Genomic DNA, 13,857 nt, shown 5'->3' on the forward strand with positions numbered 1-13,857 from the left:
GTCCACAATGAGCCCCTTGCCTCCCTATCGCCAGGATTGGACGCCGGGCGCTACCCGATCCTTTGGTCAACGGCTGGGGACAACCCGTATTTTTGCAGCTTTTAAACGATTTAAACATCTTTCAAAATTTTTAAATCGATTAATGATTTGATATCGTTTGCTTTTTCTGATTTTGGCCATTTTCTGAAGCTTGGATCACCCGATCCTGGGCAACCACCGAAGCGACAATCAACAGGGAGAATATCGATGGCGGAACGCGGCAAGCGTAACCCCGCATGCGGACTCGACGCGATTGGCCTGAAGACGACAGGCACGGTGCGCTACAATTTCGGGGCTGCCGAGCTCTACGAGGAAGCGCTGCGCCGCAACGAGGCGAAGTTGACCGCTCACGGCGCCCTCGTCGCCGAGACCGGCCAGCACACCGGCCGTTCGCCCAAGGACAAGTTCGTGGTGCGCGATGCCAAGACGGAAGACAGCGTCTGGTGGAACAACAACAAGGCCATCACTCCTGCCCAGTTCGACATGCTGCTGGCCGACTTCCTGGCGCATGCGGCTGACAAGGATCTCTATGTGCAGGATCTCGTCGGCGGCGCCGACACGGAGCTCAGCCTGCCGACCCGCGTCATCACCGAGTTCGCCTGGCACTCGCTGTTCATCCGCAACCTGCTGATCCGTCCCGAGCAGGAAGCGCTGGCCAGCTTCCTGCCGAAGATGACGATCATCGACCTGCCGTCCTTCCGTGCCGACCCGGCCCGCCATGGCTCGCGCACCGAGACCATGATCGCGCTCGATCTGACGCGCATGATCGTGCTGATCGGCGGCACCTCCTATGCCGGAGAGATGAAGAAGTCGGTGTTCACCGCCCTCAACTACCTGCTGCCGGAACAGGGCGTCATGCCGATGCACTGCTCGGCCAACGAAGGCCCCGATGGCGATGCCGCCGTGTTCTTCGGGCTGTCCGGCACCGGCAAGACCACGCTTTCGGCCGACCCTTCGCGCACGCTGATCGGCGACGATGAGCATGGCTGGGGACCACATGGCATCTTCAACTTCGAAGGTGGCTGCTACGCCAAGACCATCAAGCTTTCGGCGGAGGCCGAGCCGGAAATCTTCGCAACCACCCGGCGCTTCGGCACCGTGCTGGAGAACGTCATCCTCGACGACCAGCGCGTGCCGGATTTCGATGACGGCCGGCTGACCGAGAACACGCGCTGCGCCTATCCGCTGAATTTCATTCCGAATGCCAGCGCCAGCGGCCGCGCCAATCATCCGAAGAACATCATCATGCTGACCGCCGATGCTTTCGGCGTGATGCCGCCGATCGCCAGGCTGACGCCGGCACAGGCGATGTACCACTTCCTGTCGGGCTACACGGCCAAGGTGGCCGGCACGGAAAAGGGCGTGACCGAGCCCGAAGCGACGTTCTCGACCTGCTTCGGCGCGCCGTTCATGCCGCGGCATCCTTCGGAATACGGCAACCTGCTGCGCGAACTGATCGCCCGTCACGGCGTCGATTGCTGGCTGGTCAACACCGGCTGGACCGGCGGCGCCTACGGCACCGGCCGCCGCATGCCGATCAAGGCGACCCGCGCGCTGCTGACTGCCGCGCTGAACGGTTCGCTCAACCAGGCCGAGTTCCGTACCGATCCGAACTTCGGCTTCGAGGTCCCGGTGGCCGTGGAAGGTGTCGACGGCGCCATCCTCGAGCCGCGCTCGACCTGGGCCGACAAGGCCGGCTATGACCGCCAGGCCGCCAAGCTGGTCGGCATGTTCATCGACAACTTCGGCAAGTTCGAAGATCACGTCGATGCGGCCGTGCGTGGTGCCGCGCCCCGCGTACAGGAAGCAGCGGAGTAAGCTTCCTTCCCATCTCTGCCTCCAGCGGGCCCGACCGACTCAGGTCGGGCCTTTTCTTTTTGTCGCCGCCGCGCCATCACTGTGTCATGGCAAATGACGAGATCATCACGGTAAGCGCGGAGGCGGTCATCCACCCGGATGACCTCGAGGAGAGCTTCATCCGCTCTTCCGGCCCCGGCGGGCAGAACGTCAACAAGGTTGCCACCGCCGTGCAGTTGCGTTTCAACGCGGCGCTGGCGGCAGGCCTTTCCGAGCGGGTGCGCGACCGTGTCATCCGCTTCGCCGGGCAGCGCGCCACCAAGGACGGCGTCATCGTCATCGAAGCTGGCCGCTTCCGCACCCAGGAACAGAATCGCGCCGATGCGCGCGCACGACTGACGGCATTGGTGGCCAAGGCAGCTGAACCACCGCCACCTCCGCGCAAGAAGACCAGGCCGAGCAAAGGCGCGGTCGAACGGCGGCTGAAAAGCAAGGCCGGGCGCTCAACGGTCAAGAAGCTGCGCGGCAGGGTGGGCGAAGAATAACGGCCAAGTTCCGCTACGGGACTTCCCATCTGTGCTTTCTGATGCAAGGTTGGTGCTCCCGTTTAACAGGCATGGAGACCTCACCATGGGAATTTTCGATTTCGTCAAAGGCGTCGGCAAGAAGCTCGGCATTGGCGACGATGAGGAAGCAGCACCAGACGCCGGCACGCTGAAAAAGGAACTGGATTCACACAAGCTCGGCACCGACGGCGTGCAGATCGAGGTCAAGGGCGATACGGCCGTGCTGAAGGGCGAGGTCAAGGACCAGTCGATCTTCGAAAAGGCTGTGATTGCCGTCGGCAACACGCTGGGTGTTTCGAAAGTTCAGGCGGACGAGCTCAAGGTCGGCGCCGATACCGCCACCGCGGCGCCTGCCAAGGCCCCGGTTTTCTATACGGTGAAGAAGGGCGACAATCTGTGGAAGATCGCCGAGGCACAGTATGGCAAGGGCAACGGCGCCAAGAATCCGCTGATCTTCGAAGCCAACAAGCCGATGCTCACCCATCCCGACAAGATCTATCCGGGCCAGGTCCTGCGCATCCCCGAGCTCTCCTGATCCGGCTACCCGGGTCAAAACGACAAGGCGGCGGCTTTCGGGTCGCCGTTTTTCGTTGGCGGGTGCATTGTTGTCCCGCACACCACGCGAATCCGGAAACCAGCCCATGCTCGTCCTGCCCAAAGGCGTCCGCCATATGCCCGGCTATCTCGCGCGCCCGGCCCAGGAAGCCCTGGTCGAGGCTGTAAGAGCCGTCGTGCAGGAAGCACCGCTCTATGTGCCGGCCATGCCGCGCACCGGCAAGGAGATGAGCGTGCGCATGACCAATTGCGGCGCGCTCGGCTGGGTCACGGACAAGGAGCAGGGCTATCGTTACCAGGCGACGCACCCGGCGACGGGAAAGCCATGGCCTGCCATCCCGGAAAGCCTGCTTGCGCTGTGGCGCGAGGTTTCAGGCTATCCGCATGCGCCGGAAGCCTGCCTCGTCAATTTCTACACGGCGGAGGCCAAAATGGGGCTGCACCAGGACCGTGACGAACAGGAATTCGCCGCGCCGGTGGTATCGATCTCGCTCGGCGACGATTGCCTGTTCCGTGTCGGCCAGACGGTGCGCGACGGCAAGACGGTGTCGTTCAGGCTGAAATCCGGCGACGTCGTTGTGCTGGGCGGAGACGGCCGCCTCGCCTTCCACGGCGTCGACCGCATCTATCCGATGACCTCGGCGCTGCTGAAGAATGGCGGGCGGATCAACCTGACTTTGCGGCGCGTGACGAAGCCCTGACTTCACCCTTGAGGGCTAGAGTTTCCGCAGTGCCACTTCCTCGACCAGGTGGTTGGCGCCCTTGCGCAGGATGAGATCGGCGCGTGGACGTGTCGGCAGGATGTTCTCGCGCAGGTTCTTGAGATTGATGTTTGCCCACAAACCCTCGGCGATGGCGCGAGCGGCGGTCTCCGACAGTTGCGAATAGCGATGGAAGAAGGATTCCGGATTGCGGAAGGCGGTCTCACGCAGCCGCATGAAGCGGGCGATGTACCATTCGTGGATGAGCTCTTCGTCGGCGTCGATGTAGATCGAGAAGTCGAAGAAATCCGACAGGAACGGCACGAATTTGCCATCCATCGGCAGCCTGCCGGGCTGCAGCACGTTGATGCCTTCGAAGATCAGTATGTCCGGCCGGTCGATGGTGACATAGGCGCCCGGCAATACGTCATAGGTGAGGTGCGAATAGAGCGGCGCGCGGACGTCGCGTTCGCCGGATTTGATCGATGACAGGAACCGCAGCAGCGCACCGACGTCGTAACTGTCGGGAAAACCCTTGCGCTCCATCAGCCGGTCGCGGCGCAGCACCTCGTTGGGAAGAAGAAAACCGTCGGTGGTGACCAAATCGACCTTCGGGCTCGACGGCCAGCGCGCGAGCAGTTCCTTCAGAACGCGCGCGGTGGTCGACTTGCCGACCGCCACGGAACCGGCGATGCCGATGATGTAGGGCGTCTTGACCACGCTCGCCTTGTTGAAGAAGGCCTGGCGCTGGCGAAACAGCATCTGGCTGGATTCGACATGCGCCGACAGCAGGCGCGACATCGACAGATAGATGCGGGTGACTTCTTCCAGATCGACCGGGTCGTTCAGCGAGCGCAGCCTGTCGATCTCGTCCCTGCCGAGCGTCAGCGGCGTGTCGGCGCGGAATTTGGCCCAATCGTCGGCGGAAAAGAAAAGATAGGGAGAATATTTCTCGGTCGGCGTGAGCTGGTCCATCGAGTTCCCCGCCCTTTCCAGCATCAGCCCCGCCCGTCCCGCGATGCCTTCTCGGCGATGCCTGAACGCCCGGTCCGGCGTTCGAGTTCCGCCAGAACGTCATCCAGCGGCACACCGGCGATGCCGAGCACCACCAGCAAATGATAGAGGAGATCGGCGCTTTCCGAAACGAGGCCCTGCCGGTCGCCCTTGATGGCGGCGATGACGGCCTCGACGGCTTCTTCGCCAAGCTTCTGCGCGGCCTTGTCCATGCCGCGCGCATAAAGCTTGGCCGTCCACGATTCCGGGTCGCCGGAATGCGCGCGTTCGCGAATGGTCGCCTCGAGATCGGACAGCGAAAAGCCAGTCATAATAGCCGTTTAGGACCCTTTGGGGAGCGAGTCGAGTCGCATCGGCAGACCAGCCGCCGCCATGTGCTGCTTGGCCTCGGCGATCGTGTAGGTACCGAAGTGAAAGATGGAGGCGGCAAGCACGGCGGTGGCATGGCCATCGCGAATACCGGCGACCATATGGTCGAGATTGCCGACGCCGCCCGAAGCGATCACCGGAGCGCGCACTGCGTCCGCGACGGCGCGGGTCAGGGCGATATCGTAACCAGCCTTGGTACCGTCACGATCCATCGAGGTCAGCAGGATCTCGCCGGCGCCGAGGTCAACGACCTTGCGGGCAAATTCGACGGCATCGATGCCCGTCTTTTCGCGGCCGCCATGCGTGAAGATCTCCCAGCGATCGGCTTCACCTGCCGCCGACACCTTCTTGGCGTCGATGGCAACGACGATGCACTGGTTGCCGAACTTGTCGGCGGCTTCCGCAACGAAGGACGGATTCTTCACTGCCGTGGTGTTGATCGACACCTTGTCGGCGCCGGCCAGCAGGAGCCTGCGGATGTCCGCAACCTGGCGCACGCCGCCACCGACGGTCAGCGGCATGAAACACTGTTCGGCTGTGCGGGCAACGACATCGAAGATGGTTTCGCGATTGTCGGACGAGGCGGTGATGTCGAGGAAGCAGAGCTCATCGGCGCCGGCCGCGTCATAGGCCTTGGCGGCTTCCACCGGGTCGCCCGCGTCGACCAGATCGACGAAGTTGACGCCCTTCACCACGCGACCGTCTTTGACATCCAAACAGGGGATTACGCGTGCCTTCAATGTCAAAGGGGAGCTCCCGGTTCTTCCACCGTGGCCAGCAGCTCGGTGAGCAATTGTCCAACCAGCGGCGGCACTTCGGCCTGGGCGTCGAAGGCCGGGTCATAGGCCGAGATGGTGATGCCTACGACCGGCACATCCTTGGCCATGATGCAGGCTGCACGGCGCAGCTGCACCGGATTCGGGCCGCCTTCCGTCGTGTAGCGGTTGGCCTGCAGTTCCTTCGGATCATGCACGTCGAGGTCGATATGCATGTGGGTGCGCGTCGCCCCGGCTGCCTTGAGTCTGGTTACCGCTCCTACAGCGCCACCGCATTCGGTGCGGATGATCGGCAAGGTTTCGAGAAGCTTCCTTTCATCCGGGTCGAGGTCGCGTGCATTGACCAGGATGCAGCGCGACGAATCGACCGGCTTGAAACCCGGTATCTCCAGCGCCATCGGTTTCCAGCACAGGCCAAGCACCGTCGACAGCGCCATGCCGTCAAGGAAGCCATAGATCGAGGTTTCGGGCGTGTTGAGGTCACCATGCTGGTCGGCCCAGATGATGGAATCGGCATCTTCGCCGGCGACCGCCCCGGCAGCCGTCAGGCAATTGCCCGTCAGCACGACGGGAAACCGGCCCTCCTCGCGCACGGCACGCACCTTTTCGGAAATCGCGTTGCAGACCGCGAACCCCGTCGCGATCTCCCGGCCCGGCTCGTCACCGACCTTGCCGATGTCTTCCACGTCGACTTCGTGGCCGGCGAGCGTCAGCGCCTCGACCAGCCCACCGGCAATCAGCGCGTCGGGGCCCTGGCCGCAGCCGCCATGGAAATGGCCACTGTCGTAGGAGGCGAGGATGATCGACAGTTTCACCAGGCAGCCTCCTTCGTCTTGCCCTTCAGGATTGCCAGCGCCTCGGCGGGATCGATGCGGCCGTCGTAGAGCGCGCGGCCGGAAATGGCGCCTTCGAGCCTGGCGGCATCGGGCATGGTCATGCGCACGATGTCGGCGATCGAGGCCAGTCCGCCGGAGGCGATGACAGGGATGGAGACGGCTTCGGCGAGGTCGATGGTCGAATCCCAGTTGATGCCGGTCAGCACGCCGTCACGATCGATGTCGGTGTAGATGATGGCCGCGACACCGGCACCCTCGAACTTCTTCGCAAGCTCGACCACGCCAAGGCTGGAGGCTTCCGCCCAGCCCTCGACCGCCACCTTGCCGCCCTTGGCATCGATGCCGACGGCGATCTTGCCGGGAAATGCCCGGCAGGCTTCCTTGACGAGTTCGGGATCGCGCACGGCGACCGTGCCAAGGATCACGCGGGCAAGCCCGCGATCCAGCCAATCCTCGATCTGCGGCAAGGTGCGGATGCCGCCGCCGAGCTGCACCGGATTCTTGGTTGCCTTCAGGATGGCGCCGACGGCCGCGCTGTTGACGCTCCTGCCCTTGAAGGCACCGTTGAGATCGACGACGTGAAGCCATTCGAAACCCTGCGCCTCGAAGGCGCGCGCCTGGTCGGCGGGATCCTCATTGTAGACGGTGGCCGTATCCATGTCGCCAAGCTTCAGGCGAACGCACTTGCCGTCCTTCAGGTCGATTGCCGGAAAAAGGATCATCTATGCCCCCTCGACGATGGCGACCTTGCCGACCGATCCGGCCAGCCGATGCTTCAGTGCTTCTTGATATTCCGGCGAATTGTAGCAGGCGAGCGCCGTCTCGTAGGATTCGAACTCGATGATCACATGCCGGTTGCCGGTCGGGCCTTCCGGCTCGGTGTGACGGCCGGCACGCACCAGGAATTTGGCACCGTATTTGGCGAAGGCCGCACCGTTGGTTTCGATATAGGTCTTGTAGATGTCGAGGTCTTGGACATCGATCATGGCCATCCAGTAGCCTTTCTTGCTCACGATATCCTCCTCACGGCTTCCAGCGCAGGAAATTGGCGATCAGGGCAAGGCCGAGCGCCTGGCTCTTTTCAGGATGGAACTGCGTGCCGGCAAGGTTGTCGCGCGCGACGGCAGCCGTTACCAGCCCGCCATAGTCGGCCTCGGCAAGCACCTGGTTCGGATCACGCGCATCAAGATGGTAGGAATGGACGAAATAGGCATGAAGCCCGTCCGGGCCGGTCGGTATGCCGGCAAACAGCGGATGTTCCCGCTTCACCTCGATCGTGTTCCAGCCGATCTGCGGGATCTTGAGCGTGGTGTCGGCAGGCTTGATCTCCCTGACGTCGCCGCCGATCCAGCCAAAGCCTGGGGTAATCGTCTTTTCCAGCCCGCGCTCCGACATCAGCTGCATGCCGACACAGATGCCCAGGAACGGCCGGCCCCTGGAGATGGCGACGTCCTGCACGGCTTCCCACATGCCGTCCACCGCATGCAGGCCGGCAGCGCAATCCGCATAGGCGCCGACGCCCGGCAGCACGATGCGGTCGGCGCGGCGCACCCGTTCCGCATCCGCCGTCAATTCGATGTCGGCGGCTATGCCTGCCTCGCGCGCTGCGCGCTCGAAGGCCTTGGTGGCCGAGCGCAGATTGCCCGAGCCGTAGTCGATGATGGCAACCAGCATGTCAGTGTCGTCCGGGATGGGAAAGTCCAAGCGCCATGCCGGTCTGCACCGAGCGCGCGGGATTGGCGGCGGGCACGATCGTCGGGCGTGGCTCCGTTGGCTCGACCACGGGCTCGGAGGCTTCGCGCCCGAATGCGTAACGGGTTTCTGCGTCGGCCAGGTTCTCTGCCTCGACCACGCCCCATTCGCTCCAGCCCGCCCGGCGCAGTGCCGCGGCCCGCAATGCCGCCCCTTCGAAGCCGACGATGAGGGAGACAAGCAGGGTCAGCAGTGAACCGGCGACCGCCAGCCCTTCACTTTCGCCGACGAGGGACAGCGCGCCGAGAACGATGAAAGCCAGCACGGCGGCGAACCAGAGGCGATGCCACAGCAGCCAGAGTGGCGGCAGGATGAACGCCAGCCAGGAAAACCCGTCACGGATCAACCGTGTTCCTTCGGGCTTCGTGCCGAGGCCATCGGAAGGCGGCTCCATGACGATAAAGCTGGCCATCTCTACCCCTGCAGCGAACCCTTGGTGGAAGGAACCGCGTCCGGCTGACGCGGATCGCTTTCGAGCGCGGCGCGCAGGGCGCGCGCGACGGCCTTGAAGCAGGTTTCCGCGATGTGATGGTTGTTGGCGCCATAGTGGTTCGTCACGTGCAGCGTGATACCGGCATGCTGCGACAGTGCCTGGAAGAACTCACGCACCAGCTCGGTGTCGAAAGTGCCGATCTTCGGCGCCGAAAAGGCCACGTTCCAGAGCAGGAACGGCCGGCCTGACACATCGACCGCGGCGCGCGTCAGCGTCTCGTCCATGGCGAGATCGATCGAGGCATAACGCATGATGCCGCGCCGCTCGCCGAGCGCCTTGGCCAGTGCCTGGCCGATGACGATACCGGTGTCTTCGACGGTGTGGTGATCGTCGATGTGCAGGTCGCCTTTTGCCTTCACCGTCATGTCGATCAGCGAGTGGCGCGACAGCTGGTCGAGCATATGGTCGAAGAAGCCGACCCCGGTCGACATGTCGGACCTGCCGGTGCCGTCGACGTGAACCGACACGGTGATGTCGGTTTCCTTGGTCTTGCGGCTGATTTCGGCCGAACGGGGTGCCATGACCTCATCCTCGCTACAGGAAAACGAGTGCGTTCTAACAGCATGGTCCGGCGATTGCCAGTTGCCAAAACCGCCAGTCTAAACATATGCCTTCGGAGTCTATTGTGGACACGGGAGTCGGGTTGCGGCAGCTCCATTCCGGGTTTGCAAACGGGATGACGCTGCATACATATGCCGCAACTCAACTCGTAACGCGCCAATCGCCTCGGAAGGGATGGCGCGGAATCGGAGCAACATATGTCAGACGAACGTTCCATGCACTCCACGACCATCGTCACCGTGCGCAAGGGCGGCAAGGTGGTGATCGCCGGTGACGGCCAGGTCAGCCTTGGCCAGACCATCATGAAAGGCAATGCGCGCAAGGTTCGCCGCATCGGCAAGGGCGGCAGCGTCATTGCCGGTTTCGCCGGCGCGACAGCCGATGCCTTCACGCTTCTGGAGCGGCTGGAAGCCAAGCTGGAGCAGTATCCCGACCAGCTGATGCGGGCGAGTGTCGAACTCGCCAAGGACTGGCGCACCGATCGCTACCTGCGCCGGCTGGAGGCCATGATGCTGGTGGCCGACAAGAATGTTTCGCTGGCGTTGACCGGCAATGGCGACGTGCTGGAGCCGGAACAGGGCGTGATGGCGATCGGCTCGGGCGGCAACTATGCGCTGGCCGCCGCGCGTGCGCTGATCGACACCGACAAGGATGCCGAGGAGATCGCCCGCAAGGCCATGCAGATCGCGGCCGACATCTGCGTCTACACCAACCACAATTTCGTTGTCGAAACGCTGGACGCCGCCTGATCGTGAATTCTCCGAAAGCGCCCAGCTACGGCTTTCGTCCACTGACGCATGAGGACATGCCGCTTCTGGCGCGCTGGCTCGTCATGCCGCATGTCGCAGCATGGTGGGGCGACAAGGAAACGGAGATGAAAGGCATCGCCGAGACGATCGACAGCGTCGATACCGAGCCTTTCATCATCGAACTGGACGGCAAGCCGATCGGTTACATCCAGAGCTACGACCCGCATCTCGATGATGGCGAGAACCCGTTCCAGGACCAGCCGACCGGCACGCTCGGCATCGACCAGTTCATCGGCGAACCCGAGCTGGTCGGCAAGGGCCACGGCACCCGGCTGATCACGGAATTCGTCGAGATGCTGTTCGAGGAAGGCGCGCCGCGGGTCATCCTCGATCCGGATCCGGCGAACAAAGCCGCTGTCAGAACCTATGAAAAGGTCGGTTTCCGCCCGGTCCGTCGTTTCCGGACGGAGAATGGCGGGGACGCGCTGCTGATGGCGATCGACAATCCAGAAGAAGCGGACGACGAATGACCGCTGCGGGCGCCGGCGATCCGCCGCGGCACCAGCGGCCGGCCTGGCTGGCCGGCATTGCCATTGCCGCCGCACTTGTCGTCATCCAGGCGCTGGTTCTCCACTTTCAGGGCCATCCGGCCATCTGCACCTGCGGCACCGTCAAGCTGTGGCATGGCATCGTACAGAGCTCGGAGAATTCCCAGCACATTACGGACTGGTATACCCCCTCGCACATCATCCATGGCTTCCTGTTCTATGCGCTGGCGAAACTCCTGTTCCCGCGCTCGTCAATCTGGGTCCGGCTTGCCTTTGCGCTGGTGATCGAGGGCGGCTGGGAGATCCTGGAAAACAGCCCGATCATCATCGATCGCTACCGCGCCGGCACGATCTCGCTCGACTATTTCGGCGATTCCATCATCAATTCGGTCTCGGACACGCTGGCCATGGTGGCAGGCTTCGCCGCCGCCCGCTATCTTCCCGTCTGGCTGGTCGTGACCATCGCCATTCTGTTCGAGCTCGGTACTGGCTACATGGTCCGCGACAATCTCACGCTCAACGTGCTGATGCTGGTCTATCCGCTGGAAGCGGTCAAAGCCTGGCAGGGGACCGCATGATGACAGGGTATCTGTTGTGATCAGCCAGGAAACGCTCGACAGCGCCGTCACCCAGGGCGTCATCACCACGCAGCAGCGCGACCGGCTTTATGCGCTGGAACGCAGCGGCTCCTTCACCACGGAAGACGCTTCGGAATCGGCCGAGGAAAACCTGCGGCTGATCGGCGGCGGCAACGATCTGTTCGTGACCGTCGGCACGGTCCTGCTGACGGTCGGCTTCTATTTCGTGCTCAACACGCTGCTTCCCGGCCAGCGATTGTGGATAGCGGCGCTGGTGGCGGTGTTTTCCTGGGGGCTCGCCGAGATCGTCACGCGCCAGCACCGCATGAAACTGTCCTCGACGGTGCTCAGCCTGTTTTTCGTCATCTCCTTCACCGTCGCGCTCGGGCTTGAGATCTTCGCGCGCTATCCGATCCAGAAACCGGAATCGATCTGGCAATTGCTGGCGCTTCGCCAGCAGGTCTCGGGCGCCGGCTATCTGTTCCTCGGCGGCGTCATGGCGGCGGTCGCGCTCTATTTCTGGCGCTTCAGGGTGCCGATCCTGGCCGGTATTTTCGCGATCGCGGCGACACTGCTTGCCTTCCTGCAGACCGCGCTCCTGCTTTATGACGGGGTCACCACCGGAGCGGTCGCCCCGCCGCGACTGGAAGACATGCCGGAGCTGATGCGGGCGGCACTCTACATGCCGCTGATCTGCGGCCTGATCGTCTTCGGCACGGCCGTCGCGCTCGATGTGTACGACCGCGAGCGCCGCAAGATCTGGTCCGACTGCGCGTTCTGGCTGCATGTCGTGTCGGCGCCGATGCTGGTGCACCCTCTCTTCATCATGGCCACCGGCCAGGATGTCGTGATGGGCCGCATCGAACCCGACGCCAATGCCACGATCATGCTGGCGATCCTGATCATCGCCTTCGTCTATGTGGCGCTCGCGATCGATCGCCGATCGCTGCTGGTGCCGACGCTTGCTTATTTCGGATCGCTGGGCATCTACTATCTGGTCAATTCGACCGCCAACAGCACCGGCATTCCGCCATTCGCCCTGATCCTGCTGGTGGTCGGCGCCCTGATCATAACCTTCGGCGCCGGATGGCAGCATATCAGGCGCTTGATCGTACGCCCGACGCTCCCCACATCCGTGCTCAACAAACTCCCTCCCATCAAACAAGCGTAGACGTGTAATTTCATGAGCAATTTCTCCCCCCGCGAAATCGTTTCCGAACTCGACCGTTTCATCATCGGCCAGAAGGATGCCAAGCGCGCCGTCGCGATCGCGCTGCGCAACCGCTGGCGCCGCCAGCAGCTGGAAGGCCAGATGCGCGAAGAGGTGATGCCGAAGAACATCCTGATGATCGGGCCGACCGGCGTCGGCAAGACCGAGATCTCGCGCCGCCTGGCCAAGCTGGCGGGCGCGCCCTTCGTCAAGGTCGAAGCCACCAAGTTCACCGAAGTCGGCTATGTCGGCCGCGACGTCGAGCAGATCGTGCGCGACCTGGTCGAGGTCGGCATCGGCCTGGTGCGTGAAAAGATGCGCGAGGACGTCAAGGCGCGTGCGCATGTCAACGCCGAGGAGCGGGTGCTCGAAGCCCTGGTCGGCAAGACGGCTTCACCGGCGACCCGCGAGAGCTTCAAGAAGAAGCTGCGCGACGGCGAGCTGGACGACAAGGAGATCGAGATCGAGGTGACCGATACCGGCAATGGCGGCATGCCCGGCTTCGAGATCCCCGGCATGCCGGCAGGCGTCGGCGTGCTCAACATCAACGACATGCTGTCGAAGGCCATGGGCGGCAAGCGCACCAAGATGCGCAAGACCACGGTCAAGGAAAGCTATGACCTTTTGATCCAGGACGAGTCGGACAAGTTGCTCGACCAGGACGAAGTGGTGCGTCGCGCCCTGGAGGCGGCCGAGAATGACGGCATCGTCTTCCTCGACGAGATCGACAAGATCGCGGCGCGCTCGGACGTTTCGGGCGGACCTTCGCGCGAAGGCGTGCAGCGTGACCTGCTGCCGCTGGTCGAAGGCACGACGGTGGCGACCAAATACGGACCGGTCAAGACCGACCATATCCTGTTCATCGCCTCGGGCGCCTTCCATGTCTCCAAGCCGTCGGACCTTTTGCCGGAACTGCAGGGCCGCCTGCCGATCCGTGTTGAACTCAGGGCGCTGGAAAAGGAAGACTTCGTGCGCATCCTGACCGAGACCGAGGCCAGCCTGATCAAGCAGTATATCGCGCTGATGAAGACCGAAGGCGTCGAGCTGGACTTCACCGACGATGCCATCGATTCGCTGGCCGGTATTGCCGTCGATCTCAACGCGACCGTCGAGAACATCGGCGCACGCCGGCTGCAGACGGTGATGGAACGCGTGCTGGACGAGATCTCCTACGACGCGCCGGACCGCAACGGCAGCAAGGTGACGATCGACGCCGACTATGTGAAGAAGCATGTCGGCGACCTGTCGAAGAACACCGACCTGTCGCGCTTCATCCTGTAATTTGTAGCAAGGGGTCGCCTGGTAGCGTCATG

18 protein-coding genes are annotated in these 13,857 nt (G+C 63.1%); 9 read left to right on the plus strand and 9 right to left on the minus strand.

What is annotated here, in order from left to right; genetic code table 11:
- Positions 1 to 246: 246 nt before the first annotated feature.
- From ACFJIU_RS25370 to ACFJIU_RS25385, 4 genes are all read left to right on the plus strand, one after another.
- Complete coding sequence (locus ACFJIU_RS25370; protein ID WP_379064636.1) at positions 247 to 1,857, plus strand: phosphoenolpyruvate carboxykinase; 1,611 nt, start codon at positions 247 to 249, stop codon at positions 1,855 to 1,857.
- 86 nt (positions 1,858 to 1,943) lie between these two features.
- Positions 1,944 to 2,381, plus strand: coding sequence for an alternative ribosome rescue aminoacyl-tRNA hydrolase ArfB (gene arfB / locus ACFJIU_RS25375; protein ID WP_379064638.1), 438 nt, complete (start codon positions 1,944 to 1,946; stop codon positions 2,379 to 2,381).
- Positions 2,382 to 2,466: 85 nt separating this feature from the next.
- Positions 2,467 to 2,937, plus strand: a complete 471-nt coding sequence (gene lysM, locus ACFJIU_RS25380) for a peptidoglycan-binding protein LysM (protein ID WP_379064640.1) — start codon at positions 2,467 to 2,469, stop codon at positions 2,935 to 2,937.
- 106 nt (positions 2,938 to 3,043) lie between these two features.
- Positions 3,044 to 3,658: an alpha-ketoglutarate-dependent dioxygenase AlkB family protein gene (locus tag ACFJIU_RS25385; RefSeq protein ID WP_379064642.1), complete on the plus strand. Its 615-nt coding sequence runs from the start codon at positions 3,044 to 3,046 to the stop codon at positions 3,656 to 3,658.
- Between the two features lie 15 nt (positions 3,659 to 3,673).
- On the opposite strand, the gene coaA is transcribed toward ACFJIU_RS25385, so the two are convergent.
- From coaA to hisB, 9 genes are read right to left on the minus strand one after another with little or no spacing between them, the layout of a single operon-like run.
- Positions 3,674 to 4,633 carry a type I pantothenate kinase gene (gene coaA / locus ACFJIU_RS25390; protein ID WP_379064644.1) on the minus strand — a complete coding sequence of 320 codons (960 nt, stop codon included), beginning with the start codon at positions 4,631 to 4,633 and terminating at the stop codon, positions 3,674 to 3,676.
- Between the two features lie 23 nt (positions 4,634 to 4,656).
- On the minus strand, positions 4,657 to 4,983 hold the full coding sequence (locus ACFJIU_RS25395; RefSeq protein WP_379064646.1) for a phosphoribosyl-ATP diphosphatase: 327 nt from the start codon (positions 4,981 to 4,983) through the stop codon (positions 4,657 to 4,659).
- Between the two features lie 9 nt (positions 4,984 to 4,992).
- Positions 4,993 to 5,787, minus strand: coding sequence for an imidazole glycerol phosphate synthase subunit HisF (gene hisF, locus ACFJIU_RS25400; RefSeq protein WP_144378778.1), 795 nt, complete (start codon positions 5,785 to 5,787; stop codon positions 4,993 to 4,995).
- Positions 5,784 to 6,632, minus strand: coding sequence for an arginase family protein (locus tag ACFJIU_RS25405; protein ID WP_379064648.1), 849 nt, complete (start codon positions 6,630 to 6,632; stop codon positions 5,784 to 5,786). The genes hisF and ACFJIU_RS25405 overlap by 4 nt, the downstream gene beginning before the upstream one ends.
- Positions 6,629 to 7,375: a 1-(5-phosphoribosyl)-5-[(5-phosphoribosylamino)methylideneamino]imidazole-4-carboxamide isomerase gene (hisA, locus tag ACFJIU_RS25410; protein ID WP_379064650.1), complete on the minus strand. Its 747-nt coding sequence runs from the start codon at positions 7,373 to 7,375 to the stop codon at positions 6,629 to 6,631. Before hisA ends, ACFJIU_RS25405 begins: the two co-directional genes overlap by 4 nt.
- Positions 7,376 to 7,666 (minus strand): DUF1330 domain-containing protein, encoded by a 291-nt coding sequence (locus tag ACFJIU_RS25415; RefSeq protein ID WP_326894135.1) that lies wholly within the window; start codon positions 7,664 to 7,666, stop codon positions 7,376 to 7,378.
- A 10-nt stretch (positions 7,667 to 7,676) separates the two neighbouring features.
- Entirely contained in the window at positions 7,677 to 8,327 is a 651-nt protein-coding gene (hisH, locus tag ACFJIU_RS25420; protein WP_379073216.1) for an imidazole glycerol phosphate synthase subunit HisH, read from the minus strand.
- A gap of 1 nt (position 8,328) precedes the next feature.
- On the minus strand, positions 8,329 to 8,817 hold the full coding sequence (locus ACFJIU_RS25425) for a DUF2628 domain-containing protein (protein ID WP_379064652.1): 489 nt from the start codon (positions 8,815 to 8,817) through the stop codon (positions 8,329 to 8,331).
- 2 nt (positions 8,818 to 8,819) lie between these two features.
- Complete coding sequence (gene hisB, locus ACFJIU_RS25430; RefSeq protein ID WP_379064654.1) at positions 8,820 to 9,419, minus strand: imidazoleglycerol-phosphate dehydratase HisB; 600 nt, start codon at positions 9,417 to 9,419, stop codon at positions 8,820 to 8,822.
- Between the two features lie 237 nt (positions 9,420 to 9,656).
- On the opposite strand from hisB, the gene hslV reads away from it, so the two are divergent.
- Genes hslV through hslU form a run of 5 tightly spaced genes read left to right on the plus strand, consistent with a single transcriptional unit; the run spans position 9,657 to position 13,825 of the window.
- Positions 9,657 to 10,208, plus strand: coding sequence for an ATP-dependent protease subunit HslV (gene hslV / locus ACFJIU_RS25435; RefSeq protein WP_054312621.1), 552 nt, complete (start codon positions 9,657 to 9,659; stop codon positions 10,206 to 10,208).
- A 56-nt stretch (positions 10,209 to 10,264) separates the two neighbouring features.
- Positions 10,265 to 10,738, plus strand: coding sequence for a GNAT family N-acetyltransferase (locus ACFJIU_RS25440; RefSeq protein ID WP_379073217.1), 474 nt, complete (start codon positions 10,265 to 10,267; stop codon positions 10,736 to 10,738).
- Positions 10,735 to 11,334, plus strand: coding sequence for a DUF2585 domain-containing protein (locus ACFJIU_RS25445; protein ID WP_379064656.1), 600 nt, complete (start codon positions 10,735 to 10,737; stop codon positions 11,332 to 11,334). The genes ACFJIU_RS25440 and ACFJIU_RS25445 overlap by 4 nt, the downstream gene beginning before the upstream one ends.
- A 16-nt stretch (positions 11,335 to 11,350) precedes the next feature.
- Positions 11,351 to 12,505: a hypothetical protein gene (locus ACFJIU_RS25450; RefSeq protein WP_379064658.1), complete on the plus strand. Its 1,155-nt coding sequence runs from the start codon at positions 11,351 to 11,353 to the stop codon at positions 12,503 to 12,505.
- Positions 12,506 to 12,517: 12 nt separating this feature from the next.
- Positions 12,518 to 13,825 carry an ATP-dependent protease ATPase subunit HslU gene (gene hslU / locus ACFJIU_RS25455; protein ID WP_129412125.1) on the plus strand — a complete coding sequence of 436 codons (1,308 nt, stop codon included), beginning with the start codon at positions 12,518 to 12,520 and terminating at the stop codon, positions 13,823 to 13,825.
- Positions 13,826 to 13,857: the final 32 nt, after the last annotated feature.

The sequence above is a fragment of the Mesorhizobium sp. UC74_2 genome, from assembly GCF_042701485.1.
Lineage (GTDB): Bacteria > Pseudomonadota > Alphaproteobacteria > Rhizobiales > Rhizobiaceae > Mesorhizobium.

What these genes read in the sequence shown, in the direction of transcription:
- hisH (WP_379073216.1), bottom strand. Translation starts at nt 8,327, where the DNA reads ATGCTGGTTGCCATCATCGACTACGGCTCGGGCAATCTGCGCTCGGCC.
- ACFJIU_RS25440 (WP_379073217.1), top strand. Translation starts at nt 10,265, where the DNA reads ATGCCGCTTCTGGCGCGCTGGCTCGTCATGCCGCATGTCGCAGCATGG.
- hslV (WP_054312621.1), top strand. Translation starts at nt 9,657, where the DNA reads ATGTCAGACGAACGTTCCATGCACTCCACGACCATCGTCACCGTGCGC.
- ACFJIU_RS25370 (WP_379064636.1), top strand. Translation starts at nt 247, where the DNA reads ATGGCGGAACGCGGCAAGCGTAACCCCGCATGCGGACTCGACGCGATT.
- hisB (WP_379064654.1), bottom strand. Translation starts at nt 9,419, where the DNA reads ATGGCACCCCGTTCGGCCGAAATCAGCCGCAAGACCAAGGAAACCGAC.
- ACFJIU_RS25445 (WP_379064656.1), top strand. Translation starts at nt 10,735, where the DNA reads ATGACCGCTGCGGGCGCCGGCGATCCGCCGCGGCACCAGCGGCCGGCC.
- coaA (WP_379064644.1), bottom strand. Translation starts at nt 4,633, where the DNA reads ATGGACCAGCTCACGCCGACCGAGAAATATTCTCCCTATCTTTTCTTT.
- ACFJIU_RS25385 (WP_379064642.1), top strand. Translation starts at nt 3,044, where the DNA reads ATGCTCGTCCTGCCCAAAGGCGTCCGCCATATGCCCGGCTATCTCGCG.
- ACFJIU_RS25395 (WP_379064646.1), bottom strand. Translation starts at nt 4,983, where the DNA reads ATGACTGGCTTTTCGCTGTCCGATCTCGAGGCGACCATTCGCGAACGC.
- ACFJIU_RS25425 (WP_379064652.1), bottom strand. Translation starts at nt 8,817, where the DNA reads ATGGCCAGCTTTATCGTCATGGAGCCGCCTTCCGATGGCCTCGGCACG.
- arfB (WP_379064638.1), top strand. Translation starts at nt 1,944, where the DNA reads ATGGCAAATGACGAGATCATCACGGTAAGCGCGGAGGCGGTCATCCAC.
- lysM (WP_379064640.1), top strand. Translation starts at nt 2,467, where the DNA reads ATGGGAATTTTCGATTTCGTCAAAGGCGTCGGCAAGAAGCTCGGCATT.
- hisA (WP_379064650.1), bottom strand. Translation starts at nt 7,375, where the DNA reads ATGATCCTTTTTCCGGCAATCGACCTGAAGGACGGCAAGTGCGTTCGC.
- hslU (WP_129412125.1), top strand. Translation starts at nt 12,518, where the DNA reads ATGAGCAATTTCTCCCCCCGCGAAATCGTTTCCGAACTCGACCGTTTC.